The organism is Pseudomonas sp. NBRC 100443 (assembly GCF_030268185.1).
GTDB lineage: Bacteria > Pseudomonadota > Gammaproteobacteria > Pseudomonadales > Pseudomonadaceae > Pseudomonas > Pseudomonas citronellolis.
Window position 1 is genome coordinate 40,591 of record NZ_BSQE01000018.1, and the last position, 25,543, is coordinate 66,133.

Consider the following 25,543-nt stretch of genomic DNA (forward strand, 5'->3'; position numbering starts at 1 on the left):
GCTCGCTTGTCGGTTGTCGGGTTCAACGGGAACTGCCGGCCAGCGCCGCGCCTTCGCGCTGGCGCCGCTCCAGGCGGCTGTATACGACGCCGGTGAGCACCAGGCCCAGCAGCATCACCATCGACAGGAAGTACAGGCCCGAGGCCAGGTTCCCGGTGTACGCCTTCAGCGCGCCTATGCCGAACGGGCCCAGGTAGCCACCGAGGTTGCCGATGGAGTTGATCAGCGCGATGCCGGCCGCCGCGCTGGCGCCGGAGAAGAAGCGTCCCGGCAGGGTCCAGAACACCGCCGTGCAGGAGAACAGCGCGAAAGCCACCAGGCATAGCGCCGCCAGTTGCAGCACCGGCACGCTCAGCCAGGCACTGAGGAACAGGCCCAGGGCGCCCAGGGCGTAGAGCGCGCCGAGGTGGCCATAGCGGTCGTTGAGGCGGTCGGAGCTGCGCGGCACCACCAGCAGGCCGATGATGCCGAACAGGTAGGGCACCGCCGAGACGAAGCCGGTGACCAGGTCGCTGCCGCCGAACTGGTGGATCAGCGTCGGCAGCCACAGGCCCAGGCCGTAGATGCTCAGGGTCACCGGCAGGTAGTACAGCGCCAGCAGCAGCACACGGCGGTCCTTCAGGGCGTGCAGCGGGTTGCCGTGGCGGGTCTGGCCGAACTCGCGCAGGTCGTTCTGCAACTGCTCCTTGAGCCAGGCACGCTCGGGTTCGCTCAGCCAGCGCACCTTGTCCGGGCCGTCCGGCAGCAGGCGCAGGGTCGGCCAGGCGAGCAGCACCGCCGGCGTGCCGATGCAGATGAACAGCCATTGCCAGCCATGCAGCCCGAAGTGACCGTCGAGCCCCAGCAGTGCGCCGGACAGCGGCCCGGTCACCAGCATCGCTAGCGGCTGGGAAAGGATGAAGAAGCCGAGGATCTTGCCGCGGTGGCGCACCGGGTACCACTGGGTGATGTAGTACAGCACCCCGGGGAAGAAGCCGGCCTCGGCGGCGCCGAGCAGGAAACGCATCACGTAGAAGCTGTTGGGCCCGCTGACGAAGGCCATGCCGATGGTGATGGCGCCCCAGGTGATCAGGATGCGGGCGAACCAGCGGCGTGCGCCGAAGCGGTCGAGCAACAGGTTGCTGGGTACTTCGAAGAGGAAATAGCCGATGAAGAAGAGACCGGCGCCGAAGCCGTAGGCGGCGTCGCCGATGCCCACGTCGGCCCCCATGTGCAGCTTGGCGAAACCGACGGCGGAACGGTCCACGTAGGCGACCAGGTACAGCAGCACCAGGAAGGGAATGAGTTTCAGCGTGATCCGGCGGACGAGCCGCTGTTCCTGAATCATGGCGGGGACTCCGATTGTTCTTGTAATGGGAACTGCGCACGGCCGAGGCATTTCTGGCAGGCCTTCAGCTCGGTAGAATCGACTATATAGTATTACTATTAATCACAACAACCCTTCACAAAGCGCAAATCACGCAGTAGATTGCCGAAACACCGACAAATTAGTAATACAATAAGAGCACCTATCCCATGCCTGACAAAAAAACCGTCCTGCGCTCCGCCCAGTGGTTCGGCACCGCCGACAAGAACGGCTTCATGTACCGCAGCTGGATGAAGAACCAGGGCATCCCGGACCACGAGTTCCAGGGCAAGCCGATCATCGGCATCTGCAACACCTGGTCCGAGCTGACTCCCTGCAACGCGCACTTCCGCAAGATCGCCGAGCACGTGAAGAAAGGCGTGCTGGAAGCCGGCGGCTTCCCGGTGGAGTTCCCGGTGTTCTCCAACGGCGAATCGAACCTGCGCCCCACCGCCATGCTCACCCGCAACCTGGCGAGCATGGACGTGGAGGAAGCCATCCGTGGCAACCCGGTGGACGCCGTGGTGCTGCTCACCGGCTGCGACAAGACCACTCCCGCCCTGCTGATGGGCGCCGCCAGCTGCGACGTGCCGGCCATCGTGGTCACCGGCGGGCCCATGCTCAACGGCAAGCACAAGGGCCGCGACATCGGCGCCGGCACCATCGTCTGGCAGATGCACGAGGCCTATAAGGCCGGGCAGATCGACCTCAACGAATTCCTTTCCGCCGAGGCCGGCATGTCGCGCTCGGCCGGCACCTGCAACACCATGGGCACCGCCTCCACCATGGCCTGCATGGCCGAGGCGCTGGGCACCTCGCTACCGCACAACGCCGCCATACCGGCGGTGGACTCGCGCCGCTACGTGCTGGCCCACCTGTCCGGCATGCGCATCGTCGACATGGTCCACGAGGACCTGCGGCTGTCGAAGATCCTCACCCGCGAGGCCTTCGAGAACGCTATCCGCGTCAACGCCGCCATCGGCGGCTCGACCAACGCGGTGATCCACCTCAAGGCCATCGCCGGGCGCATTGGTGTGGACCTGCAACTGGACGACTGGACCCGCGTCGGCCGCAGCACCCCGACCCTGGTCGACCTGCAACCTTCCGGGCGCTTCCTGATGGAGGAGTTCTACTACGCCGGCGGCCTGCCCGCGGTGATCCGCCGCCTCGGCGAGAACGGCCTGCTTCCCCATCCCGCCGCACTCACCGCCAACGGCAAGGCGCTATGGGACAACTGCCGCGAGGCGCCTCTGTATGACGAGGAGGTGATCCGCCCGATCGACAAGCCGCTGGTGGCCGATGGCGGCATCTGCGTGCTGCGCGGCAACCTGGCGCCCAAGGGCGCGGTGCTCAAGCCCTCGGCGGCCACCCCCGAACTGATGCGCCACCGCGGCCGCGCGGTAGTGTTCGAGAATTTCGAGGACTACAAGGCACGGATCAACGACCCGCAGCTGGAGGTGGACGCCAGCTCGGTACTGGTGATGAAGCACTGCGGGCCCAAGGGCTACCCGGGCATGGCCGAGGTCGGCAACATGGGCCTGCCGGCCAAGCTGCTGGCCCAGGGCGTGACCGACATGGTGCGTATCTCCGACGCGCGCATGAGCGGCACCGCCTACGGCACCGTGGTCCTCCACGTCGCCCCGGAGGCCGCCGCCGGCGGCCCGCTGGCGGTGGTCCGCGAGGGCGACTGGATCGAGCTGGATTGCCACCAGGGCCGCCTGCACCTGGACATCCCCGACGAGGAACTCGCCGCTCGCCTGGCCGACCTGCAACCGCCACCGAGGCTGATCAGCGGCGGCTACGCGCGGCTCTACGTGGACCATGTGATGCAGGCCGACGAAGGTTGCGACTTCGACTTCCTGGTCGGCTGCCGCGGCAGCGCCGTGCCCCGCCACTCCCACTGAAGCCGGGGCTCCCGGCGCAGGCCGGGCGCCAGTGCCGGCGGCGATGCTATGATGCGGCGCCCAGCCCTCATGGATCGCCGCCCGAGCACATGGACTACCGCAAGCCCAAACCGCGCAAGAGCATGCATGCCACCCTGGTCCAGGACCTGGGTATGCAGATCGTTTCCGGCCGGCTGCAGCCCGAGCAGAAGCTGCCTTCCGAAGCCAGCCTGTGCGAGGAGTACGCGGTCAGCCGTCCGGTGTTCCGCGAGGCCATGCGCGTGCTCACGGCCAAGGGCCTGATCTACGCGCGGCCCCGTCTGGGCACCCTGGTGCGGCCCAAGCGCGACTGGCACATGCTCGACCCGGATGTGCTGCACTGGCTGATGCAGTGCACCCCGCAGCAGGAGTTCTTCAGCACCCTATCCAGCGTGCGCTGGGTCATCGAGCCGGCCGCCGCGGCCCTGGCCGCGACCAACGCCAGCGAGGAAGACCTGGAGGCCATAGAAGAGGCCTACCAACGCATGGAGGCGGCGCGCACCCACGAGGAACGTCTGCAGCCGGACCTGGACTTCCACACGCGCATCGCCGACGCCACCCACAACGACCTGCTGGCCTACCTGTGCAACATGCTGTCGCTGGCGTTGAGGGAATCGATGCGCTATTCCAACCAGCGCCCCAACTTCCACGAGCTGGCGCTGCCGCGGCACAAGGCGATACTCACCGCGATCAAGAACCACGACGCCCTGGGCGCACGGCACGCCTCGCTGGTGCAGCTGGAAGACGCCCGGGTGGCGCTGGGCAAGGTGCTCGGCCAGGACCCCACCGCCTGAGCGGGCCTCAGGCGGCCTGTTCCAGCAACCACCGGCAATAACGCTCCACCCCCTCCTCCACGCCCAGCATGGGCGCGCGGTAGCCGGCCTCGTGGAGGAAGGCGATGTCGGCGCAGGTGTAGCACTGGTACTTGCCGCGCAGGCTGTCGGGGAATTCGATGTATTCCAGCAGGCCCTGGGCGATGGCCTGCTGCAGGTCCAGCGGCTGTTGGTCCTGCTGCGCGCGCAGGCTGTTGATCACTGCCAGGGCCACGTCGTTGAAGGGCTGGGCGCGGCCGCTGCCGAGGTTGAAGATGCCGCTGCGGCCGGGGTTGTCGAGGAAGTGCAGGTTGACCCGCGCCACGTCGTCCACGTAGACGAAGTCGCGCAGGTGGCCGCCGGCCAGGTAGTCGCCGTATTCGCCGAACAGTTGCACCTTGCCGCTGGCGCGGAACTGCTCGAAGCAGTGGAAGGCCACTGAGGCCATGCGCCCCTTGTGCTGCTCCCGCGGGCCGTAGACGTTGAAGTAGCGCAGCCCGACGATCTGGCTGCGCGCCTGCGGCAGGGCGCGGCGCACGCGCTGGTCGAAGAGGAACTTGGAGTAGCCGTAGGCGTTCAGCGGCCGCTCGTACTCGCGCAGCTCGCGGAAGTCGCGGCCGGCGCCATACACCGCCGCCGAGGAGGCGTAGATGAACGGTACGCCGAGCTTCAGGCTGGCTTCCAGCAGGTCGCAACTGTAGCGGTAGTTGTTGTCCATCAGGTAGCGGCCGTCGCCTTCCAGGGTGCTGGAGCAGGCGCCCTGGTGGAACAGCGCGCGGACCACGCCGAAGCCGCCGCGGGCGTAGCGTTCGACGAAGTCGCGCTTGTCCAGGTAGTCGGCGATGTCGCAGTCGGCCAGGTTGCGGACCTTGTCGCCCTCGGTCAGGTCGTCGACCGCGATGATGTCGGTTTCACCACGCCGGTTCAGCGCCTTGACGAGGTTGCTGCCGATGAAGCCGGCCGCCCCGGTGACGATGATGCTCATGTGGCAACCCTCCCCTGGGGAGAATGAGTTGCCCACAGGCTATTGCGCGCGACGCCGGCAGCCTTTGATATAAGGCAGGAAAAGATAGCTCACTAACGAAACACCCGACTCACGGCCGGTCGTTGTGCCCCAGGTCGCGCTGCGGGTCGATGCGGTCGCGGACCCGCTGCTTGAGCACCTTGGCCTCGGGGAAGCCGCCGTCGGCCTTGCGCTCCCAGATCTGCTCGCCGTCGCAGGTGATGCGGAACACCCCGCCGGTGCCGGGCTCCAGGCTCACCCGGGCGAGGTCGTCGGCGAAGGTGCTGAGCAGTTCCTGGGCCAGCCAGGCGGCGCGCAGCAGCCACTGGCACTGGGTGCAATAGGTGATGACGATTTCCGCTCTGGGCTGGCTCATGGCGACCGGGCTCCTGCTCTGGGATGCCTATAATAGCCGCCTGGAAGCCCGATCGGACCCCGCCCCATGCGCCGCCTGCTGTTCGCCCTGCTGCTGTTCCTTCCGCTGTCCACCCTCGCCGCCGGGCACCCGCCGAAGATCGGCCTGGTGCTGTCCGGCGGCGCCGCCCGCGGCCTGGCCCACATCGGCGTGCTCAAGGCCCTGGACGAACAGGGCATCCACATCGACGCCATCGCCGGGACCAGCATGGGCGCGGTGGTCGGCGGGCTCTACGCCGCCGGCTACACGCCCAAGGAGCTGGAGCGCATCGCCCTCGGCCTGGACTGGCAGCAGGCGCTGTCCGACTCGCCGCCGCGGGTGGACGTGCCCTTCCGGCGCAAGCAGGACGACCGCGACTTCCTGGTCAAGCAGAAGCTCAGCTTCCGCGACGACGGCTCCCTCGGCCTGCCACTGGGCGCCATCCAGGGGCAGAACCTGACCATGCTCCTGGAAAGCCTGCTGGTGCACACCAGCGGTACCCGCGACTTCGACAAGCTGGCCATCCCCTTCCGCGCCGTGGCCACCGACATCGCCACCGGCGAGAAGGTGGTGTTCGACCGCGGCCACCTGCCCCAGGCGATCCGCGCCAGCATGTCGATCCCGGCGGTGTTCGCCCCGGTGGAGGTCGACGGCAAGCTGCTGGTGGACGGCGGCATGGTCGACAACATCCCGGTGGACGTGGCGCGCAGGATGGGCGTCGACGTGGTCATCGTGGTCGACATCGGCAACCCGCTGCTGGAGCGCAAGCAACTGACGACGGTGGTGGACATGCTCAACCAGTCGGTCACCCTGATGACGCGCAAGAATTCCGAGGCGCAGCTGGCCACCCTCAAGCCCGACGACGTGCTCATCCAGCCGCCGCTCAGCGGCTACAGCTCCACCGACTTCGGCCGCGTGCCGCAGCTGATCGACGCCGGCTACCGCGCTACCAGCATCCTCGCCACGCGCCTGGCCGCCCTGCGCAAGCCCCGCGACCAGGAGGCCGTGGCCCTGGCCGAGGCGCGCACGCCGGACGAGCGCACCCCGGTGATCGGCAGCATCCGCGTGGAGAACGACTCCAAGGTCGGCGACGAGGTGATCCGCCACTACATCCGCCAGCCGCTGGGCCAGCCGCTGGACCTGGAGCGCCTGCAGAGCGACATGAGCACCCTCTACGGCCTGGACTACTTCGACCAGGTGCAGTACCGCGTGGTCCGCGAGAAGGACGGCAACGCCCTGGTCATCCATGCCCTGGGCAAGCGCAGCGGCACCGACTACCTGCGCCTGGGCCTGAACCTGTCGGACGACCTGCGCGGCGACAGCACCTTCAACGTCGGCGCCAGCTACCGCGTCAACGGCATCAACCGCCTGGGCGCGGAATGGCTGACGCGCCTGCAGATCGGCGACCAGCAGGAACTCTACAGCGAGTTCTACCAGCCGCTGGACGCCGGCTCGCGCTACTTCGTGGCGCCCTACCTGTTCAACGAGGCGCGCAACGTCGAGGCCACCGACAACGACGACCCCATCGCCGAATACCGCCTGGAGCGCTACGGCTACGGCCTCAACCTCGGCCGGCAGATCGCCAACAACGGCGAGATCCGCCTGGGCGTGGCCCAGGCCTTCGGCAAGGCCGACGTGCGCGTGGGCCAGCAGGACCTGCCGGACTTCCACTTCAACGAAGGCTACGCCGAGCTGAAGTACTCCTTCGACACCATGGACAACGTCGACTTCCCCCGCGAGGGCGAGGACATCCAGGCCAGCTACCGCGAGCACACGCCGTCGCTGGGCGACGACGACCGCTACCGCCAGTGGGAACTGCGCCTGGACAAGGCCTTGAGCAGCGGGCCGAACACCTGGGTACTCGGCGGCGGCTACGGGCGCACCCTGGACGACGCCGAGGTGGTGGTGTCGAGCTTCCTGCTCGGCGGCGCGCGCGAGCTCTCCGGCTTCCGCCAGGACGCCCTGGCCGGGCAGAACTACAGCCTCGGCCGGGTGATCTACTACCGACGCATGACCGAGCGTTCGTTCCTGCCCCTGGACTTCCCCTTCTACCTCGGCGGCAGCCTGGAACGCGGGCGGGTGTGGAACAACGACAACAGCTACGACACCGGCTATATCAACGCCATGAGCATCATGCTCGGCTTCGAGACGCCGCTGGGGCCGTTGTCGTTCAGCTATGGGCTCAACGATGCCGACGAGCATGCGGTGTACCTGAACCTGGGGCGGAATTTCTGAGGGAGCCCTGCCGTCCTCGGGCGCAGGTGTTCCGGCTGGCGGCGGATAACCGCGAACGGTTATTCGCCCTACGGTCGGACGCGGGTGTAGGAGCGACTGTCTTGCCGACTGCGCCAGGGCGCTCTTCGTAGGATGGGTTGAGCCTGCGAAACCCATGCGGCCACAGTGATGGGTATCGCTTCGCTCAACCCATCCTACGGGGTGTGTGGTGGTGTAGGAGCGCGCCCTGCGCGCGATATCGCGGGCAGGGCCCGCTCCTACAGGTCGCCGGGAGGCACGGTATTCCTTCCCCTGTAGGAGCGGACCTTGTCCGCGATAGCCGGACATCCCAGCGCGATTCGCGGATGAGATCCGCTCCTACCGTACGAGCGGGCACGGCTCGCTCCTACGAAGAGCCCTCCGGCGTGGCCTGCAAGACAGTTGCTCCCCCGCGCCATTCCCCTCGGGATTGAGGGAGCAGGCCTGCGGCTCCCTCACCCTAACCCTCTCCCGGAGGGAGAGGGGACCGTTCGGTGTGCTCGGGGAGATTGGAGTTAGCCGGAGAGTAAGGATTCTCCGGCTGAAACCTCACTCCCAGCCGGCACGTACTGCCCCCTCTCCCTCCGGGAGAGGGCTGGGGTGAGGGGAAAGCCCGAGCGCCGAGCCTCACCGGCTTCAGGCAACAAAAAGCCCGGCACAAGGCCGGGCTCCGGATGACTCAGGATGCTTCAGGCAATCCGCGCCAACAGCTCGCGGGCCTCTTCCTGTTCCTGCTTGTCGCCCTTCTGCAACACCTGCTCAAGGATCCGGTAGGCCTCGTCGAGGTCGCCGCGGTCGATGCAGGCACGGGCCTGGTCGAGGCTGGCCAGCAACTTGTCCTGCTCGCCGCCGGAACGGCTCGGCAGGCCGAAGGCGCCGGCCTGTTCGTCGTCCAGGTCGAACTCGGTGACTTCGGGCAACTCGCGCAGGTTGCTGCGGAAATCCTTCAGCAGATCGTCGGTGTGGTCCTTGCCGCCCTTGGCCGGCGAGCCCTTGGGCGAATCGAAGGCGTCCAGGCTGTTCCAGTCCAGGTCCAGGGACAGTTCGCCCAGGTTCAGGTCGCCGGCGTCGCTCAGCGGCGGCTGTGCCGGCGCGGGGTGCTCGCCGATGTCGCCCAGTTCCAGCCCGTCCCATTCGCCGAGGCCGTCGCTGATGGCCTGCTCGTCTTCGCGCTCGAGCATGGCGGGGTAGCGGGCCTTGAGCTGGTCGATCTGCTTCTGGTCGCCGCCCATCGCCTGCAACGCCCGCTCCTGCTCGTGGAAGGCGGTCCGGTCGCCGAGCTCGGCGAGCACCAGCAGCAGCTTCAGACGCAGGTCGCGGCGCTGCGGTTCGGCGGCGACGGACTTGACCAGCATGTCACGGGCCTGGCCGAAGCGGCCGTAGGCGATGTAGATGTTCGCCCCTTCCAGGCTGTCGCTGCTGGCCGCCGGCAGCCGTGCCAGGGAGGCTTCGTTGACGCTGGCCAGCGGCTCGACGGCGGAAGCCACCACCGGCCTGGCCGGTGCTGCCGGGCGGGCCGGCGCCAGCGGCGGCAGGCTGACGGCCTCGGGCTGCGCCTGGGGCGGCTCGTCGCCGCTGGGCTTGCGCCGGCGCTTGTAGACCAGGCCCAGGGCCAGCACCAGGGCTGCCAGGGCGGCCCACGGCCAATAGCGGCTCAGGGAAGCGTTTTCTTCATCCTGCGCGGCGGGCGCCTGGGGCGCCGGCTTGGCGGCTTCCGCCGTCGGCGCAGGCGCAGCAGCCGGTGCAGCCACGGGTGCGGCAGGCGCGGCTTCAGGCACCTGAGCGCTGGCCGGCGCGGCCGCTTGCTCGGCCTGGCGCCGGGCCAGCTCGGCCTGCAGGCTCTGCACCTGCTGGTCGCGGCTTTCCAGGGCCTTCTGCAGGGTGTCGAGCTGCTGTTGCAGGGTGTCCATGCGCTGGTTCAGGCGCTCGCGCTCGGCGGTCAGGCCAGCCAGTTGCCCCTGGGCCTGGGCCACAGTCGCCTCGCTCGGCGCCGGCGCGGCAGGCGCGGCGCTGGTCGGCGCGGCGGCAGCGGTGTTCGTGGCAGCCGCAGGCGCGGCCTGGCCGGCGGGCAGCACCAACTGGTAGCCGAGGCGCAGGCGGTGCGGGTTGCCGCCGATGAACGCCTGCGGGTTGAGCTGCTGCAGCTGGGTCATCAGCGCCTGGCGGGCGGCGCCCTTGGCGCCCAGGCGGCCGGAGATGCTCCACAGGGTGTCGCCCGCGGCAGTGGTGTAGCGCCCCTCGCCCGCGGCGACGGGCACGCTTGGAACGGGTGCCGGGCGCGCTGCCGTACTGCGCTTGGCCGGGCGGCTGGCTGCCGATCCGCTGTCGGCGCCGCGCGTGGGAGCGCTCTGGGCATAGCTGCCATCGGCATAGCCCGGCGGGTCGATCAGCAGTGTGTACTCGCGCAGCAGGCGGCCGTTGGGACGCTCCAGTTCGAGGAGGAAATTCAGGTAGGGCTCATGCACCGGCTGGGTGGAAACCACACGGATGTAACCGCGACCGTTACGGATCACCGGGGTGAAGCGCAGGTTCTGCAGGAAGGCGGTGCGGTCCACGCCCATGCGCTCGAAGGTGGCCATGTCGGCCAGGCGGGCGATGAGTTCGTCACTGCTCAGGTCGCCGGGCTGCAGCAGTTCGATCTCCGCATCCAGCGGCTGGTTCAGCGCCGAGCGCACGGTGATGTCGCCGAGCCCCAGAGCATGGGCCTGGGAAGTCATGAGTGCCGAGAGTACGGCCATTGCCAGCGGCAAGCGAGTGAGTCGAGCCATAGGTCCCATCCCAGTTGTGTCCAGGTCTGCAGGCCATCCTTGACCTCGCTGTGCGATCGGTCGTGCTGTCCATGCAATATAGACGCCCATCCGGGACGTGGGTTGGCCCGGCAACGCCATAAAGGCTCATTGCTATCACGATTAGGCGCAGGCCCCGTCTAGGTCAAGACAATTCGTCGGAAACCCGGCGAAAGGTCTGGGTACCACTCCGAACGGATGACGGCCCCCGTAGGAGCCGTCAGAAGTTTGGCAATTCTACTCGAAAAAGTGTGAAGAATCGCTCAGTTCTTTTCCAGGTTGGAGAGGATGCGGGAGAGGATTTTCTGACAGATTGCTATGTCCGACTCATCGATGCCGGCCAATACGTCATTGCGTACGCTGGCGGCGATGTTCTCGATGTCGGCGATCAGCACGTCGGCCTTGGGCGTCAGGCAGATGCGCTTGGCGCGGCGGTCCTCGGCCACCGCCTGGCGGCGCACCAGGCCCTGGGATTCGAGGCCGTCGAGCAGGCGCGCGAGGGTCGGGCCTTCGACGCCGACCGATTGCGCGAGCTCGCGCTGGGTGGGGATGCCGGAATTGCGCGCCAGGTGCAACAGCACCAGCCAACGGGCCTGGGAAAGCCCCAGGTGGCTGAGGCGGCGGTCGAGTTCGGCGCGCCATGCACGCGAGGCCTGGGCCAGTTGGGTGCCGAAGTAGTGCTTGTCTTTATCTGTCATTGTGCTGCAGCAGTTTCAGGCTAATTGATTTGGCTAATTATTAGTCGGCTAATCAAGCCCGTACAATGACATTTTGTCGCAGGGCTTTACCCGTTCACCATTTGGCGTACTGGTCCTCGACGAAGCCCCAGAGGTCGTCGATGACCAGCGGCGCGCGGCCATGGGGGCACAGCTCGCCGCGGAAGCGCCCGAAGATCTGCTTGAAGTTGCTCGCCAGCAGGCCCAGGTTCAGGCGCTCGCGGTGCAGGCCGCGGGCCTCGAAGGTGAGGTCCACCTGGCCGTCGAAGGAGCGGATGCGCCAGGGGCCCAGCTCCCGGTCGCGGTCGAACTCGAAACGCACGCTGTCGACCTTGCACAGCTCGCCGTCGAGCCAGAAGCAGTTCTCGGTGAAGCTGGTCTCGTTGACCCCGCACGACAGGTTCAGCCCCACCCGCCTCCCCTGCGCTTCGCCGGACAGGCAGGCCCAGTTCCAGAAGGTCTCGCGGCGCATGTAGCCGGCCGACCAGTCGTGGTGGGCGAAGGCGTCGATGGCGCGCAGGTCGAAATCGCCCAAGGCGCTGCGCACCTGGCCCTCGCAGCGCACCCCGGCGACCTTGCGTGCGTATACCCAGCCGTTCACCGCCGCGGGCGTGCACAGGCTCATGGGCTGGAAGGCCGGTTCAGCCTCGTCGAAACAGGCGTCGATGCGCGTGCCGTCGTCCAGTTCCACCAACAGGCGCTTGCGCAGCGGCCCGGCAGAGTTCTCCAGGCGCAGCCGGTTGCGCCCCTGGCGCAGTTCGCAGGCGCCGTCGTCCGGGCGCTGCGAGAAGCGCGTGCCCAGGCCCAGCGGGCATTTGAAGCGACGTTCGAGCATGCGCCCGCTGCGCGGCTCGTAGAGGTAGACGAAGCCGACGGCCACCAGGCTCAGTTCGGCCAGGGCGCAGCCGCCGATCAGTTGCGGGCTGATCAGGCCGAAGTACTGGAACTGGTGGAAGTTGCGCCACTTGCTCAGCGCGCCCAGCTTGCGCCCCATGGGCGAGCGGTAGTCGAAGTCGCGGTGGTTGACGTCCTGCGGGGTATCGGCGAATACCCCGTAGTGGGGCTGGCCGTTGGCCTGGATCAGTCGCTGCATGGCGGGCGCTCGGCTGCGGGGTCGGCGGCATCCTAGCACCGGCGTGCCGGCGGGCGCAGTCACCGGCGGCGCCAGGACGGGGGACCGAATGGGTCAGGCCACCACCTGGTTGCGGCCGAACGCCTTGGCCTCGTAGAGGGCGCGGTCGGCGTGGGCGTAGATCGCCTGCAGGGCCGAGGCGGCGCCGGGTTGCAGGCAGGAAACGCCGATGGACAGCGTCACCTCCGCGGCGGTGCTCGAACCCTCGTGGCTGATGCCCAGGCTCTGCACCGCCTGGCGCAGCACCTCGGCGCGCTGCCGGGCCTCGTCCAGGTCGGTGCCGTAGAGCAGCACGGCGAACTCCTCGCCGCCCAGGCGCACGGCCATGTCCAGCGGCCGCCGCGCGCTGGCCGCCAGGGCCCTGCCTATGCTGCGCAGCACCTCGTCGCCGGCCTGGTGGCCGTAGCGGTCGTTGTAGGCCTTGAAGTGGTCGACGTCGCAGAGCAGCAGCGACAGCGGCGTGCCGTCGCGCTGGGCCTGGCGCCACAGGCGCCCCAGCTGGCGGTCGAAGCTGCGCCGGTTGTGCAGGCCGGTGAGGGCGTCGTGGTCGGCCATCTGGCGCATCAGCCGGCTGACCAGGAAGTGCTCGCGGGACTTGTACTCCAGCAGGTAGCAGCCCACCGCGCCGACCAGGTTGCCCAGCAGCAGGAACACCAGGTTGTTCAGCAGCTTGGCCGGCGCCAGGCCGGCGTAGAGCTCGCAGCCCAGGTAGGCCAGGAGGATCAGCGAGGCCGAGCCCAGCGCCTCGGAAAAGCGCAGGCCGACCAGGAAGTAGGCGGCCATGCTGACCAGCAGCAGGCCCTCGTAGGGATAGCCGGGGTCGACGCGGTGGGCGATGCCCACCACCACGGCGGCGCCGATGCCCACGGCGAGGATGCAGGCGAGGCTCAGCGGCACCACCAGGCGCACGAAGCGCCGTTGCAGGATCAGCCCGCCGCAGACCACCAGCAGCACCAGCACCGCGGCACGCACGGCGAGCATGCTCCAGTGCTCCGGCCCCGGGATCAGCAGCAGGTCGATGGCCGCCAGCGCCAGCCAGGCCAGCACGGCGAAGCCGAGGGCGCTGCACTTGAGGGCGAAGTTGTCTTCCAGCAGGTAGGCGCGGTACTCGCCTTCCACGGGCGCGTCGAAGCGCAGGCGGCGGAAACCGCGGGCGAGCTGTTCGGCGTAGGGGTTGGCGCGCACGTCGTCGAGCCAGGCATGGTGTGGCACGTCCGCCTCTTCTGGTGGAGGTCTTGGGCACACCTTAGCCCGTTGCGAAGCGCGTCACAAGTTTGTCGCCTCGAAACGCCACTTTTCTGTCAGCCATCAGAGCGCCAGCATGGCCGGCGCCGGTCTCAGACTTCCAGTTCGGCCTGCAGCGCGGCGCGCACGCAATGCAGCACGCCCTGCGGCACGCGGCCCTCGAAGCGCCCGGCCAGAGCCGCTACCGGCGGCAGCTCGCCGTCCTCTTCGAGGAAGGCGTCCTGCACTTCGGCCAGCAGCTCCTCGGGCAGGTCCAGGGCCTGTTCCAGGCTCAGCTGCTGCGCGGCAATGGCCTCGGCCAACAGGTTGTAGACGTTCTTCTCGCTGCAATCGAGCTGGCGGGCGATCTGCGCCGGGGTCATGCCGGCGCGGGCCAGGCTGACCAGTTCGTGGCTAAGGTCGACCACCGGCGCCGGCGTGGCGGGCGCCGCCTCGGACTCGGTGAGCACGTCGAGGAAGGCCTGGCCGTAGCGCTCCAGCTTGCGCGCGCCGACGCCGCTGACCTGGGCCATGGCGGTGAGCGTGGTCGGCTGGCTGCGCAGCATTTCCAGCAGGGTGGCGTCGGGGAAGATGACGTAGGGCGGCACCGAATGCTCCTGCGCCAGCTTGCGCCGCAGGGTGCGCAGCGCTTCCCACATCTCGCGCTCTTCCTGGCGCACCAGCTGGCTGGCCGGGCTGGCGCCGCCGGAGGACGGGGACTTGCTGCGCTGCGGCTTGGGATCGCGGCGCAGGGCCAGCGTCTCCTCGCCACGCAGCAGCGGCCGGCAGGCCTCGGTCAGGCGCAGGCTGCCGTAGCCGTCGAGGTCGACGTCGGCCAGGCCGCGCGCCACCAACTGGCGGAACAGGGTGCGCCACTCGTCCTCGGGGCGGCCCTTGCCGATGCCGAACACCGCCAGGTGCTGGTGGCCGAGGCTGCGCACCTTCTCGGTTTCCTTGCCCATCAGGATGTCCACCAGGTGGCCGACGCCGTAGCGCTGGCCGCTGCGGTAGATGGCCGACAGCGCCTGGCGCGCGGGCTCGGTGGCGTCCCAGGTCTCGACGCCGTCGACGCAGTTGTCGCAATGCCCGCAGGGGTTGGGCATGACCTCGTCGAAGTAGGCCAGCAGCGCCTGGCGCCGGCAGCGCGGCTCCTCGCACAGGGCCAGCATGGCTTCGAGCTTGTGCCGTTCGACGCGCTTGTGGCGCTCGTCGCCCTCGGAGTTCTGCATCATCTGCCGCAGCAGCAGCACGTCCTGCAGGCCGTAGGCCATCCAGGCGTCCGCCGGCAGGCCGTCGCGGCCGGCGCGGCCGGTTTCCTGGTAGTAGGCCTCCAGGCTCTTGGGCAGGTCGAGGTGGGCGACGAAACGCACGTTGGGCTTGTCGATGCCCATGCCGAAGGCGATGGTCGCCACCATGATCAGCCCTTCCTCGTTGAGGAAGCGCTTCTGGTGGAAGGCGCGCAGCTCGTTGGACAGCCCGGCGTGGTACGGCAGCGCCGGGAAGCCCTGGTTGGAGAGGAACTCGGCGACCTCCTCGACCTTCTTGCGCGACAGGCAGTAGACGATGCCGGCGTCGCCGCGGCGCTCGGCGAGGAAGCCCAGCAGTTGCTTGCGCGGCTGCTCCTTGGGCACGATGCGGTAGAAGATGTTCGGCCGGTCGAAGCTGGAGAGGAACTGCTCGGCGTTCTGCAGGTGCAGGCGCTGGATCATCTCCTCGCGGGTGCGCATGTCCGCCGTGGCGGTCAGGGCGATGCGCGGCACGTCGGGGAACAGTTCGGCGAGCTGGCCCAGCTGCAGGTATTCCGGGCGGAAGTCGTGGCCCCACTGCGACACGCAGTGCGCCTCGTCGATGGCGAACAGGCCGACGTTCAGGCGCTGCAGGAAGTCCAGCATGCGCGGCTGCACCAGGCGCTCCGGGGCGAGGTAGAGCAGTTTGATCTCGCCGCGCTGCAGGCGCGCGGCGATGTCGCGCTGCGCCTCGGGGCTGAGCGAGGAATTCAGCGCGGCGACCGGCACGCCCAGCTCGTCGAGGGTGGCGACCTGGTCCTCCATCAGCGCGATCAGCGGCGAGACCACCACCGTCAGGCCCTCGCGCAGCAGCGCCGGGACCTGGAAGCACAGCGACTTGCCGCCGCCGGTGGGCATCAGCACCAGGGCGTCGCCGCCGCTGGCCACGCGTTCGATGATGCGAGCCTGGTTGCCGCGGAAGGCGTCGTAGCCGAATACGTCTTTGAGGATGCGCTGAGCCTGGTCGAGCATGGGGGACTCCGTTTCGAGCCGGGCATTATACGCAAGCGGGGCGATGGGGGTGGGTCAGCCGTCGCAATGGATTGGAGGCACCTGCTCTATTAGAGCGCCTCTCCCTGACGGAAGAGAGCGCCGTTCGTGCCACCGGGGCGTCCGGCGTGGCCGGAGAATCCAATCGCGGACAGAGTCCGCTCCTACGCCCGGCCTTCCCGGAACTGTAGGAGCGGGCCCTGCCCGCGATTTCGCGCGCAGGGCGCGCTCCTACATGGGAATGGTGCGGGTGGGCGGCGTAGGAGCGGCTCTCACCCGCGAATCGCGCCGATATGTCCGGCTATCGCGAACAGGGTCCGCTCCTACGAAGAGCCCCACGGCGTGGCCGGCAAGGCAATCCCGTAGGATGGGTTGAGCGAAGCGATACCCATCGCCGCCACCGCATGGGTTTCGCAAGCTCAACCCATCCTACGAAGAGCACCTCGGCGCAAGACAGTTACGCCTAAGGTTCAGGCGTAGGAGCGGACTCCGTCCGCGATTCGGCGGATAACGCCGTAGGCGTTATCCGCCCTACGATGAAACATCCGAGCGCACCGGAACGCCCCTTCAGAAGGCCGAACGAAACCCCCGCTCAGGAGGTCATGCGACATGGATGTCGCGAGAGCCCCGATGGGCTACAGGGACGTACCCTCGGGGCGGGCCTCCGTGGCGGGGGAGTTCGTGAGGGTAGCCCGGCTTCATCGGGCCCGTATGTCGGGGCAAGCCTTTTTGGTTACTTTTGTGGCGTTTGACAAAAGGGACTCGCCCGGGGGGGCGAAACAAGACGGTCGGGCAAACTCGGAGCGACGCAGAAACACCCAAGCCAAGGCAGCTGGGTTATTCCCCTTCAGGCCAGCACGAGCGCTGTTCGCGATGGAGCCGCGTCCCGCGTTCGCGGGAATGACGAGGTTGAGTTGAGGAGTGGGGCAAGGTTCGCGAGCAAGCTCGCTCCCGAAAAGCAGAACCCTACGCCGGCCACCAAGCCCCGTGGCTGGCCCGCGAGCCGCGGAAAGACTACAATTCAGGCCCGCATCCCCGCCGAGGTAGTAACCGATGTCCTTCGCCGACCAACTGGCCCGCCTGCAAGCCTTTCTCGATGCCGACGACCTGCACGAGGAAGCCTTGGACTATGTCGCGGCCCACGGCTACCTGACCGCCTTGGCGATCTGCCCCGACCAGGTGCCCGACCGCGAGTGGATCGACGCGCTCTTCGCCGAGCCGCCGCACTACCGCAGCGACGCCGAGCGCGAGGAAATCGAGGGCAGCCTGCTGCTGCTCAAGGCGCACATCACCCGCCAGCTGGCCGGCGACGAGGAGCTGGAGCTGCCCTGCGAGCCCTACCTGGGCGACGAGCCGGACGACTCCGACATCCGCGGTTGGTGCATCGGCTTCATGGAAGGCGTGTTCCTGCGCGAGGCCGTGTGGTTCGAGCAGGCCGAGGAAGAAGTCAGCGAGCTGCTGCTGCCGATCATGGTCGGTTCCGGGCTGTTCGACGAGCAGCCGGAGTTCGACGAGATCGCCCGCGACCGCCACCTGGTGGACGACATGGTCGCGCAGATTCCCGAGCTGCTGACCAACCTGTTCCTGCTCTGCCAGGCCCCGGAAGAGAAGCCGGCGCTGCTCAAGCCCCGCCAACACTGATCCGGCGCCTATGGCAACGCGGGAAATCCGCCATAGCCGCCACGCCTGGGTGCGCTACCTGCTGCTGGCCGTCGGCTGGCTCAGCGTGGCGCTCGGCGTGGCCGGGATCTTCCTGCCGCTGCTGCCCACCACGCCCTTCCTGCTGCTCGCCGCGGCCTGCTTCATGCGCAGTTCGCAGCGCTTCTACGACTGGCTGGTGAGCCACCCCAGGCTGGGCCCGTGGATCGGCGACTACCTGGAAGGCAACGGCATCCCGCTCAAGGGCAAGCTCTACACCGTGGGGCTGATGTGGATCAGCATCGGCTTCTCCTGCTACCTGGTCCCGCACCTCTGGGCCCGGGTGTTCATGCTCGCCAGCGCGGTGCTGGTCAGCCTGTACATCCTGCTGAAGGTGAAGACCCGCCGTCTCTGAGGCGGCATCGACAGCCGGCGAACAGCGCCTAGACTTGCCACATCCCCCCTGGAGCACTGGCGATGCAGCCATTGCGAGGAGCCCGTCGGCTGTTCGTCTGCCTGCCCCACCTCCGGGCCGGCCTGGCGCTGCTCCTCGTCCTGGCCCTGGGCATCCAGGCGCAGTGGGACTTCGACGCCATCCTGCGCAAGGCCGAGCAACGCTGGGGCGACCTGGGCCCGGCGCGCCAGCGCATCCGCGACTGGGGCGAGCTGCTGCAAAGCGCCCGGGGCCAGGACGAGGCCGGCAAGCTCAAGGCCGCCAACGACTTCTTCAACGCCAGCCTGGCGTTCCGCGACGACCGCAGCGTGTGGGGCCAGGAAGACTACTGGGCGACGCCCGTCGAGGCCCTGTACAAGGGCGCCGGCGACTGCGAGGACTACGCCATCGCCAAGTACGTCACCCTGCGCCAGCTCGGCATCCCCAGCGACAAGCTGCGCATCACCTACGTCAAGGCGTTGCGCCTGAACCAGGCGCACATGGTGCTGACCTGGTACGCCAGCCCCGACGCCGAGCCGCTGGTACTCGACAACCTCATCCCGCAGATCCGCCCCGCCTCGCAGCGCCAGGACCTGCTCCCGGTCTACGCCTTCAACGCCGAGGGGCTGTGGTTGCCCGGCCCCGGCGGCGGCAAGCGCAGCGGCAGCAGCAAGCAGCTGTCGCGCTGGCAGGACCTGTTGACCAAGATGCGCGGCGAGGGGCTGATCCTCGACGAGACGCGCTAGGAGGCATGCATGTCGCTACTCAAGCAACTCTTCCTGGCCATCTGCCTGTTCCTGGTGGTGGCCTTCGCCGGCAGCTTCGCCACCAGCCTGGAGAGTTCCCGCGAGCAGCTCATAAGCCAGTTGCGCTCCCACGCCCAGGACGCCGCCACCGCCCTGGGCCTGTCGCTGACGCCCCACGTCGACGACCCGGCGATGATCGAACTGATGGTCAGCTCCATCTTCGACAGCGGCTACTTCGCCAGCATCCGCGTGGTGCGCATCGCCGACGGCCAGGTGCTGGTGGAACGCAAGGCCGCCCCGGGCAACGGCGAGGTGCCCGGCTGGTTCGCCCGCCTGGTCAACCTCAAGGCCGAAGGCGGCGACGCCCTGATCATGCGCGGCTGGGAGCAGGCGGCGCGGGTCGAGGTGGTCAGCCACCCGCAGTTCGCCCTGGCGCGGCTGTGGGACAGCGCCCTGGGCAGCCTGGCCTGGCTGCTCGGTTGCGGGGTGGTCAGCGCGATCCTCGGCGGCTGGCTGCTGCGCACCCAGTTGCGGCCGCTGGAGCAAATGGTGCAACAGGCCCGGGCCATCACCCGCCGCGAATTCCTCACCCTGCCCCGCGAGCCGCGTACCCCGGAACTGCGCCGGGTGGTGCAGGCGATGAACCAGATGGTCGAGAAGCTCAAGGCGCTGTTCGCCGAGGAGGCCTCGCGCAGCGAGAAGCTGCGCGAGGAGGCCTACCAGGACAGCCTTTCCGGCCTGGCCAACCGCCGCCTGTTCGACGCCCGCCTGGAAGCCCAGCTGACCCCCGGCGAGCAGAGCGCCGCCGGCTACCTGCTGCTGCTGCGCCTGAACGACCTGGCCGGGCTCAACCAGCGCCTGGGCGGCCAGCGCACCGACGCGCTGATCCGCGAAGTCGCCGGCCTGCTGCAGGGCGCCCAGGCCCAGCACGGCAAGCCCGACTGGCTGGCGGCGCGCAGCCGTGGCGGCGAATTCACCCTGCTCGCCCCGGGGCTGGACGGCAGCGGCGCCGAGCGCCTGGCCGAAGCCCTCAGCGACCAGCTGGAAAGCCTCCAGCGCACCGGCGCCAGCGACGTCCAGCCGGTGGCGCACCTGGGCCTGGCCGCGTTCCGCCCGGGGGAAGCGGCGGCCAGCGTCCTGGCCCGCGCCGACCAGGCCCTGGCCAGCGCCCAGGCCAACGCCGAACGGCCCTGGCAGCGCCTGGACGAATCCAATGGCCAGCCGGCCCAGGACAGCCATGCCTGGCACGCCTGGATCGACAGCGCGCTGCAGAAGAGCCAGTTGCAACTGTGGTTCCAGCCGGTACGCGCCTGCGCCGACGGCGCCCTGCTGCAGCAGAAGCTGCTGGCGCGCCTGCTCGACCCGCAGGGCCAGGCAGTAGCCGCCGGACAGTTCCTGCCCTGGGTGGAGCGCTTCGGCTGGGCGGCCCGCCTGGACCGGGCCATGCTCGAACACGCCCTGGCCCACCTGGCCCGGCACCCCGAACCCGTGGCGCTGAGCCTCTCGGCCGCCAGCGTGCGCGAGCCCCGGGCGCTGCGGCAACTGCTCGAAGCCATCAAGGCCAACCCGCAGCAGGCCGCCCTGCTGACTCTGGAACTGGACGAGCGCTACCTGCCGCCGCCGGCCGAACTGGAACAACTCGGCCAGGCCGTGCGCGAAACCGGCGCCAGCCTCGGCCTGCAGCATTTCGGCGGGCGCTTCAGCCTGATCGGCAACCTCACCCATCTGGGCCTGGCCTACCTGAAGCTCGACGGCAGCTACATCCGCGCCATCGACCAGGACCAGGCCAAGCGCCTGTTCATCGAGGCGGTGTTCCGCGCCACCAACAGCATCGACCTGCCGCTGATCGCGGAGATGGTGGAGAGCGAGGGGGAACTGCGGGTGTTGCGCGAGATGGGGATCAAGGGGGCGATGGGGCGGTTGGTCGGGGCGCCGGTGCCCTGGGGTGAGGGGGGGTAGAGGGGCGCCGAATCGCGGACAGAGTCCGCGGTTACAGGGGCGCACGGACGTAGGAGCAACTGTCTGCGCCGAGGGCGCTCTTCGTAGGATGGGTTGAGCTTGCGAAACCCATGCGGTTGCGCTGATGGGTATCGCTTCGCTCAACACCATCCTACGAAAAGCCATGCTCGTTCATGCTGTAGGAGACTCTGTCCGCGATTGGATTCACCACCCTCAGAACAACCGCTCATCCTCCTCCTCCACCAAAGCCCCCAACCCATCCAGCCCCGCGCGGGTAGTAGCGCGGTCCTCCAGCTTGCGCCGGGCCGCTTCGGGCAGGTCGGTGTAGCGGATCAGGCCGCGGCCCACCAGTACGCCGACCAGGTCCTCGATCACCCGCACCAGCTCCAGGTCCGAGCGCTGCAGGGACTGCAGGCGCGCATCCAGGGCGCCGCTCATCCAGGCCAGCACCTCGGGGTCGTCGGCCGGGGCGCCCTGGCCGCCGGCGAAGGGTTCGCGTTCGACCCGCACCAGGCGGCCGTTCTCATCGCGCTGCACGTAGACCATCGCCGTCTCCTTCACTTGTCCTTGTCGAACGCCGCCTCCAGCGCATCGTTGAGGGTGCGTAGCACCTTCACCCGGGCGAAGCGCTTGTCGTTGGCCTCGACCAGGGTCCAGGGCGCGATCTCGGTGCTGGTGCGGTCCACCATGTCGCCCACCGCGTCGACGTACTGGTCCCACTTGTCGCGGTTGCGCCAGTCTTCCTCGGTGATCTTGTAGCGCTTGAAGGGAATGCTCTCGCGCTCCTTGAAGCGCTCGTACTGGGTGTCCTTGTCGATGGCCAGCCAGAACTTCACCACCACTATGCCGAACTCCACCAGTTGCTCCTCGAAGTCGTTGATCTCCGAATAGGCGCGCAGCCAGTCGGCCGGCGGGCAGAAGCCCTCGACGCGCTCCACCAGCACCCGGCCGTACCAGGAACGGTCGAAGATGGTGAACTGCCGGCGCGCCGGCATGTGCCGCCAGAAGCGCCACAGGTAGGGCTGGGCGCGCTCCTCCTCGGTGGGCGCGGCGATGGGCACGATGTGGTACTGGCGCGGGTCCAGGGCGTCGGTGACGCGGCGGATGGCGCCGCCCTTGCCGGCGGCGTCGTTGCCCTCGAACACGGCCAGCAGCGAATGCTGGCGGAAGCGCTTGTCGCGGATCAGCGTGGCCAGGCGCGCCTGCTCCCGGGCCAGTTGCGTCTTGTACTGGTCCTTGCTCAGCGCCAGGCTCAGGTCGAGGCTGTCGAGCAGGCCGCGGTTGTCCAGGCTGGCCACCAGCGGCGCGGCATGGGGCTGCCGGCGCGGCCGGTCCTTGACGTCGAGCGCCGCCTGCAGGCCTTCGAGGATGGTGCGGCCGACGGTCAGGCTGCGGTAGCGCTCGTCCGCGCCTTCGACGATGTACCAGGGCGCGTAGTCGCGGCTGGTGCGGCGCAGCACGCGTTCGCCGTAGCGCACGAACTTGTCGTAGACCTCGCTCTGCAGCCAGTCGATCTCGCTCAGTTGCCAGGAGCGCTGGGGGTCCTTCTCCAGTGTCTTCAGGCGCTCCTTGAGCTGCTTCTTGGACAGGTGGAACCAGAACTTGAAGATCAACGCGCCCTCGTCGCAGAGCATGCGCTCGAAACGCTCGGCGGCGTCGATGGCCACGTCCAGGCGGCTGCTCTTGATGTCGCCGTTGACCCGAGCGTGGAGCATCTGGCTGTACCAGTTGCCGAAGAAGATCGCCGTGCGCCCCTTGGGCGGCAGGCGCCGCCAGAAGCGCCACTGCGGCGGGCGGGCGAGTTCCTCGTCGGTGGGCCAGAGGAAGCTGTCCACCTGGATCAGCCGCGGGTCCATCCACTCGTTGAGCAGCTTGACCGTCTCGCCCTTACCGGCCCCCTCGATGCCGTTGATCAGGATGATCACCGGGAACCGCGCCTGCCGCTTGAGCTCGTACTGGGCCTCCAGCAAGGCTTCGCGCAGCTCTATGACTTCCCTTTCGTAGGTTTCCTTGTCGATGGAATGGCCGATCTCGGCGGACTCGAACATGCACTGCCTCCTGACTGCGGGTTGCATTGAAGGTAGCGGATGTGACGCAGGCTGTCTGCGCGGGGGATCGGCTAAAATGCGCGCTTCGCTTTCCTGCCGGTAGCCCCATGCCCGACCACCACAGCGCCCAGCTCGACTGGGACGAAAACGGCCAGCCCCTGTCGCGCGCCTACGGCGACGTGTACTTCTCCCGCGCCTCGGGCCTGGCGGAAACCCACCACGTGTTCCTCGACGGCAACCAGCTGCCGCGACGCTTCGCCGCACTGCCGGCGGGCGGGCGCCTGTGCATCGGCGAGACCGGCTTCGGCACCGGCCTGAACTTCCTCTGCGCCTGGCGCCAGTTCCAGGCCCTGGCCCCGGCGGATGCGCTCCTGCACTTCGTCAGCGTGGAGAAGTACCCGCTGCGCCGCGACGACCTGGCGCGCGCCCTGGCCCTGTGGGACGAACTGCGGCCCTGGAGCGAACAGCTGCTGGCGCAGTACCACGCCATCCACCCCGGCTTCCAGCGCCTGCTGTTCGACGGCGGCCGGGTGGTGCTCACCCTGCTGGTAGGCGACGTGCTGGAAACCCTGCCGGAACTGGACGCGCGCATCGACGCCTGGTTCCTCGACGGCTTCTCCCCGGCGAAGAACCCGGAGATGTGGACCGAGCCGCTGTTCGCCGAACTGGCGCGGCTGGCGGCCCCCGGCGCGACGCTGGCCACCTTCACCAGCGCCGGTTTCGTCCGCCGCGGGCTGATCGCCGCCGGCTTCGCCATGCAGCGGGTCAAGGGCTTCGGGCAGAAGCGCGAGATGCTGGTGGGCGAGTTCCAGGGCCAGCCGCAGGACGCCGCCAAGCCCTGGTATGCGCGCCCGCCGGCGCCCGTGGGCGAGCGCCGCGCGCTGGTCGTCGGCGGCGGCCTGGCCGGCTGCGCCACCGCCGCCAGCCTGGCTGTGCGCGGCTGGAAGGTAAGCCTGGTGGAACGCCATGGCGAACTGGCCGCGGAGGCCTCGGGCAACCCCCAGGGCGTGCTCTACCTCAAGCTCTCGGCCCACGGCACGGCGCTGTCGCGCCTGGTGGTAGCCGGCTTCGGCCATACCCGCCGGCTGCTGGAACGCCTGCAACGCGGCCGCGACTGGGACGCCTGCGGCGTGCTGCAACTGGCCTTCGACGAAGCCGAGGGCAAACGCCAGGCAAAGCTGGCCGAAGCCTTCCCCGAGGACCTGCTGCAGGCGCTCTCGCGGGAACAGGCCGAAGCCACCGCCGGCATCGCCCTGCCGGCCGGCGGGCTGTTCTTCCCCGAGGCCGGCTGGGCGCATCCGCCGGCGCTGTGCCGGGCCCTGGCCGAACACCCGAACATCGAGCTGCTGAGCGGCCACGAGGTGCGCCTGGAGCGCGACGGCGGGCAGTGGCATGCCCTCGACGGCGAGCAGCGCCTGGCCTCGGCGCCGGTGGCAGTCCTGGCCATCGCGGCCGAGGTACGCGCCTTCCCCGGCGCGGCCAGCCTGCCGCTCAAGCGCATCCGCGGGCAGATCAGCCGCCTGCCGGCCACCGACGCCAGCGCGGCGCTGCGTACCGTGGTCTGCGCCGAGGGCTACGTCGCCCCGCCGCGCCTGGGCGAGCACACCCTGGGCGCCAGCTTCGACTTTCACAGCGACGACCTGCAGCCCACCGTCGCCGAACACCAGGGCAACCTGGAGCTGCTGCGGGAAATCTCCCCGGACCTGCTGCAGCGCCTGGGCCCGCAGGACCCGGCAGCCCTCGAAGGCCGCGCCGCGTTCCGTTGCACCACCCCGGACTACCTGCCGCTGATCGGCCCGCTGGCCGCGCGCGAAGCCTTCGCCGAGGCCTACGCCGTGTTGGCCAAGGACGCCCGCCAGGTACCCGAAGCGCCCTGCCCCTGGCTCGACGGCCTGTACCTGAACAGCGCCCACGGCTCCCGCGGGCTGATCAGCGCGCCGCTGTCCGGCGAACTGCTGGCAGCCTGGCTGGACGACGAACCGCTACCCCTGTCCCGTGCCGTGGCCGAGGCCTGCCATCCCAACCGGTTCTTCCTGCGCGAGTTGGTGCGGGGGCAGAAGAAGGCTGAAGGCTGAAGGCTGAACGGATTGTCACCGGGGCGTCCGGCGTGGCCGGCAAACCACCCCGTAGGATGGCGTTGAGCGAAGCGATACCCATCAGAAAATCGTAGGGCGGATAACGCCTACGGCGTTATCCGCCGTTTGGCCTTGGTTCCCGGCGGCGTCTGGGTTGACCTTGGCGTGGGCTGTGGCTTCGGTGCATCGGCGGATAACCGCGAACGGTTATTCGCCCTACGCTGGGGCACGGTCGTACCGCGATTGGCATTGCGTGGCCCCTCACTCCTCTTCCTCCTCCTCCGGCAACTCGAACAACTCCGCCGCCCGCAACAACCCCGCCAGCACCGCATGCCGCTCCCACTCGGGCAATTCGGCGAAGCGCGCCAGCACATACTCCGGCAACAGCGGCGGCGCCGACTGCAGCGCATCGCGGCCGGCGTCCTCCAGCAGCAACCACTGCTTGCGCCTGTCCTGCTCGTCACGCCGGCGCGCCAGCAGGCCACGGCTTTCCAGACGATCGAGCACCCCGGACAGCGAAGCCTGGGACAGGCTCACACGCTTGGCCAGGCGGCTGGCGGTGATCTCCCGCTCCACCAGCATCACCTGCAGGATCAGCAACTGCAGCGGCGTCAGCCCGCCGAAGCGGCTCAGGCGCTTGGCATGCACCTCGCTGCCCTGCTGCAGCCGCCGCAGGGCCTGGAACATGGACAGCGCATAGGCATCCTCCAAGGCATTTTTCCTTTCAACCATAATCAATCGTCCGTTCAAAAACCGCAGTAATTCATAAAAAAATCATAGA

At 68.7% G+C, this 25,543-nt stretch carries 19 protein-coding genes; 8 read left to right on the forward strand and 11 right to left on the reverse strand.

Annotated features, from left to right (window positions below; genetic code table 11):
- Window positions 1-22: 22 nt before the first annotated feature.
- Window positions 23-1,327: an MFS transporter gene (locus QSJ95_RS22180; RefSeq protein WP_009620433.1), complete on the reverse strand. Its 1,305-nt coding sequence runs from the start codon at window positions 1,325-1,327 to the stop codon at window positions 23-25.
- A 188-nt stretch (window positions 1,328-1,515) separates the two neighbouring features.
- Here QSJ95_RS22180 and QSJ95_RS22185 point away from each other — a divergent pair, with 188 nt between their 5' ends.
- Together QSJ95_RS22185 and QSJ95_RS22190 are read left to right on the forward strand one after the other, a co-directional pair.
- Window positions 1,516-3,249 (forward strand): IlvD/Edd family dehydratase, encoded by a 1,734-nt coding sequence (locus QSJ95_RS22185; protein WP_009620434.1) that lies wholly within the window; start codon window positions 1,516-1,518, stop codon window positions 3,247-3,249.
- Window positions 3,250-3,338: 89 nt separating this feature from the next.
- Window positions 3,339-4,061, forward strand: a complete 723-nt coding sequence (locus QSJ95_RS22190) for a FadR/GntR family transcriptional regulator (RefSeq protein ID WP_009620436.1) — start codon at window positions 3,339-3,341, stop codon at window positions 4,059-4,061.
- A 7-nt stretch (window positions 4,062-4,068) separates the two neighbouring features.
- On the opposite strand, the gene rfaD is transcribed toward QSJ95_RS22190, so the two are convergent.
- Both rfaD and QSJ95_RS22200 read right to left on the reverse strand, forming a co-directional pair.
- Window positions 4,069-5,064, reverse strand: coding sequence for an ADP-glyceromanno-heptose 6-epimerase (gene rfaD, locus QSJ95_RS22195; protein ID WP_009620438.1), 996 nt, complete (start codon window positions 5,062-5,064; stop codon window positions 4,069-4,071).
- Window positions 5,065-5,173: 109 nt separating this feature from the next.
- A complete protein-coding gene (locus QSJ95_RS22200) occupies window positions 5,174-5,458 on the reverse strand; it encodes an Rdx family protein (RefSeq protein WP_009620440.1) in 285 nt (94 codons plus the stop codon).
- A 66-nt stretch (window positions 5,459-5,524) separates the two neighbouring features.
- On the opposite strand from QSJ95_RS22200, the gene QSJ95_RS22205 reads away from it, so the two are divergent.
- Window positions 5,525-7,711 carry a patatin-like phospholipase family protein gene (locus tag QSJ95_RS22205; RefSeq protein ID WP_009620441.1) on the forward strand — a complete coding sequence of 729 codons (2,187 nt, stop codon included), beginning with the start codon at window positions 5,525-5,527 and terminating at the stop codon, window positions 7,709-7,711.
- A gap of 707 nt (window positions 7,712-8,418) precedes the next feature.
- Here QSJ95_RS22205 and QSJ95_RS22210 read toward each other — a convergent pair.
- The 5 genes from QSJ95_RS22210 to recQ all read right to left on the reverse strand — a co-directional run bounded on the left by QSJ95_RS22210 (window position 8,419) and on the right by recQ (window position 15,845).
- On the reverse strand, window positions 8,419-10,497 hold the full coding sequence (locus QSJ95_RS22210; protein ID WP_285645346.1) for a motility hub landmark protein FimV: 2,079 nt from the start codon (window positions 10,495-10,497) through the stop codon (window positions 8,419-8,421).
- 281 nt (window positions 10,498-10,778) lie between these two features.
- Window positions 10,779-11,213, reverse strand: coding sequence for a transcriptional regulator SlyA (slyA, locus tag QSJ95_RS22215; protein WP_009620445.1), 435 nt, complete (start codon window positions 11,211-11,213; stop codon window positions 10,779-10,781).
- A gap of 94 nt (window positions 11,214-11,307) precedes the next feature.
- The gene (locus QSJ95_RS22220) at window positions 11,308-12,324 is read right to left on the reverse strand and encodes a DUF2804 domain-containing protein (protein WP_285645349.1); all 1,017 of its coding nucleotides are present in this window, start codon (window positions 12,322-12,324) and stop codon (window positions 11,308-11,310) included.
- A 93-nt stretch (window positions 12,325-12,417) separates the two neighbouring features.
- Window positions 12,418-13,575: a GGDEF domain-containing protein gene (locus QSJ95_RS22225; protein ID WP_269962614.1), complete on the reverse strand. Its 1,158-nt coding sequence runs from the start codon at window positions 13,573-13,575 to the stop codon at window positions 12,418-12,420.
- Window positions 13,576-13,700: 125 nt separating this feature from the next.
- Window positions 13,701-15,845, reverse strand: coding sequence for a DNA helicase RecQ (gene recQ / locus QSJ95_RS22230; RefSeq protein ID WP_269962613.1), 2,145 nt, complete (start codon window positions 15,843-15,845; stop codon window positions 13,701-13,703).
- Window positions 15,846-16,916: 1,071 nt separating this feature from the next.
- On the opposite strand from recQ, the gene QSJ95_RS22235 reads away from it, so the two are divergent.
- The 4 genes from QSJ95_RS22235 to lapD all read left to right on the forward strand — a co-directional run bounded on the left by QSJ95_RS22235 (window position 16,917) and on the right by lapD (window position 20,639).
- Window positions 16,917-17,504 (forward strand): UPF0149 family protein, encoded by a 588-nt coding sequence (locus QSJ95_RS22235; RefSeq protein WP_043271008.1) that lies wholly within the window; start codon window positions 16,917-16,919, stop codon window positions 17,502-17,504.
- A 10-nt stretch (window positions 17,505-17,514) separates the two neighbouring features.
- The gene (locus QSJ95_RS22240; RefSeq protein WP_009620458.1) at window positions 17,515-17,916 is read left to right on the forward strand and encodes a YbaN family protein; all 402 of its coding nucleotides are present in this window, start codon (window positions 17,515-17,517) and stop codon (window positions 17,914-17,916) included.
- Between the two features lie 62 nt (window positions 17,917-17,978).
- The gene (lapG, locus tag QSJ95_RS22245) at window positions 17,979-18,680 is read left to right on the forward strand and encodes a cysteine protease LapG (protein ID WP_285645355.1); all 702 of its coding nucleotides are present in this window, start codon (window positions 17,979-17,981) and stop codon (window positions 18,678-18,680) included.
- Between the two features lie 9 nt (window positions 18,681-18,689).
- Window positions 18,690-20,639: a cyclic di-GMP receptor LapD gene (lapD, locus tag QSJ95_RS22250; RefSeq protein WP_285645357.1), complete on the forward strand. Its 1,950-nt coding sequence runs from the start codon at window positions 18,690-18,692 to the stop codon at window positions 20,637-20,639.
- Between the two features lie 213 nt (window positions 20,640-20,852).
- On the opposite strand, the gene QSJ95_RS22255 is transcribed toward lapD, so the two are convergent.
- Both QSJ95_RS22255 and pap read right to left on the reverse strand, forming a co-directional pair.
- Window positions 20,853-21,185: a hypothetical protein gene (locus QSJ95_RS22255; RefSeq protein WP_043271016.1), complete on the reverse strand. Its 333-nt coding sequence runs from the start codon at window positions 21,183-21,185 to the stop codon at window positions 20,853-20,855.
- A gap of 11 nt (window positions 21,186-21,196) precedes the next feature.
- Complete coding sequence (pap, locus tag QSJ95_RS22260; protein ID WP_009620467.1) at window positions 21,197-22,687, reverse strand: polyphosphate:AMP phosphotransferase; 1,491 nt, start codon at window positions 22,685-22,687, stop codon at window positions 21,197-21,199.
- A 107-nt stretch (window positions 22,688-22,794) separates the two neighbouring features.
- Between pap and mnmC the strand changes: the two genes are divergently transcribed.
- Window positions 22,795-24,762 carry a bifunctional tRNA (5-methylaminomethyl-2-thiouridine)(34)-methyltransferase MnmC2/FAD-dependent 5-carboxymethylaminomethyl-2-thiouridine(34) oxidoreductase MnmC1 gene (mnmC, locus tag QSJ95_RS22265; protein WP_285645360.1) on the forward strand — a complete coding sequence of 656 codons (1,968 nt, stop codon included), beginning with the start codon at window positions 22,795-22,797 and terminating at the stop codon, window positions 24,760-24,762.
- A 261-nt stretch (window positions 24,763-25,023) separates the two neighbouring features.
- Here mnmC and QSJ95_RS22270 read toward each other — a convergent pair whose 3' ends face one another.
- On the reverse strand, window positions 25,024-25,494 hold the full coding sequence (locus tag QSJ95_RS22270; protein WP_043271020.1) for a MarR family winged helix-turn-helix transcriptional regulator: 471 nt from the start codon (window positions 25,492-25,494) through the stop codon (window positions 25,024-25,026).
- Between the last annotated feature and the right edge of the window lie 49 nt (window positions 25,495-25,543).

Excerpts from the sequence above, each read along its gene's own strand:
- QSJ95_RS22180 (WP_009620433.1), bottom strand. The coding sequence starts at position 1,327 with ATGATTCAGGAACAGCGGCTCGTCCGCCGGATCACGCTGAAACTCATT.
- QSJ95_RS22185 (WP_009620434.1), top strand. The coding sequence starts at position 1,516 with ATGCCTGACAAAAAAACCGTCCTGCGCTCCGCCCAGTGGTTCGGCACC.
- QSJ95_RS22190 (WP_009620436.1), top strand. The coding sequence starts at position 3,339 with ATGGACTACCGCAAGCCCAAACCGCGCAAGAGCATGCATGCCACCCTG.
- rfaD (WP_009620438.1), bottom strand. The coding sequence starts at position 5,064 with ATGAGCATCATCGTCACCGGGGCGGCCGGCTTCATCGGCAGCAACCTC.
- QSJ95_RS22200 (WP_009620440.1), bottom strand. The coding sequence starts at position 5,458 with ATGAGCCAGCCCAGAGCGGAAATCGTCATCACCTATTGCACCCAGTGC.
- QSJ95_RS22205 (WP_009620441.1), top strand. The coding sequence starts at position 5,525 with ATGCGCCGCCTGCTGTTCGCCCTGCTGCTGTTCCTTCCGCTGTCCACC.
- QSJ95_RS22210 (WP_285645346.1), bottom strand. The coding sequence starts at position 10,497 with ATGGCTCGACTCACTCGCTTGCCGCTGGCAATGGCCGTACTCTCGGCA.
- slyA (WP_009620445.1), bottom strand. The coding sequence starts at position 11,213 with ATGACAGATAAAGACAAGCACTACTTCGGCACCCAACTGGCCCAGGCC.
- QSJ95_RS22220 (WP_285645349.1), bottom strand. The coding sequence starts at position 12,324 with ATGCAGCGACTGATCCAGGCCAACGGCCAGCCCCACTACGGGGTATTC.
- recQ (WP_269962613.1), bottom strand. The coding sequence starts at position 15,845 with ATGCTCGACCAGGCTCAGCGCATCCTCAAAGACGTATTCGGCTACGAC.
- QSJ95_RS22235 (WP_043271008.1), top strand. The coding sequence starts at position 16,917 with ATGTCCTTCGCCGACCAACTGGCCCGCCTGCAAGCCTTTCTCGATGCC.
- QSJ95_RS22240 (WP_009620458.1), top strand. The coding sequence starts at position 17,515 with ATGGCAACGCGGGAAATCCGCCATAGCCGCCACGCCTGGGTGCGCTAC.
- lapG (WP_285645355.1), top strand. The coding sequence starts at position 17,979 with ATGCAGCCATTGCGAGGAGCCCGTCGGCTGTTCGTCTGCCTGCCCCAC.
- lapD (WP_285645357.1), top strand. The coding sequence starts at position 18,690 with ATGTCGCTACTCAAGCAACTCTTCCTGGCCATCTGCCTGTTCCTGGTG.
- QSJ95_RS22255 (WP_043271016.1), bottom strand. The coding sequence starts at position 21,185 with ATGGTCTACGTGCAGCGCGATGAGAACGGCCGCCTGGTGCGGGTCGAA.
- pap (WP_009620467.1), bottom strand. The coding sequence starts at position 22,687 with ATGTTCGAGTCCGCCGAGATCGGCCATTCCATCGACAAGGAAACCTAC.
- mnmC (WP_285645360.1), top strand. The coding sequence starts at position 22,795 with ATGCCCGACCACCACAGCGCCCAGCTCGACTGGGACGAAAACGGCCAG.
- QSJ95_RS22270 (WP_043271020.1), bottom strand. The coding sequence starts at position 25,494 with ATGGTTGAAAGGAAAAATGCCTTGGAGGATGCCTATGCGCTGTCCATG.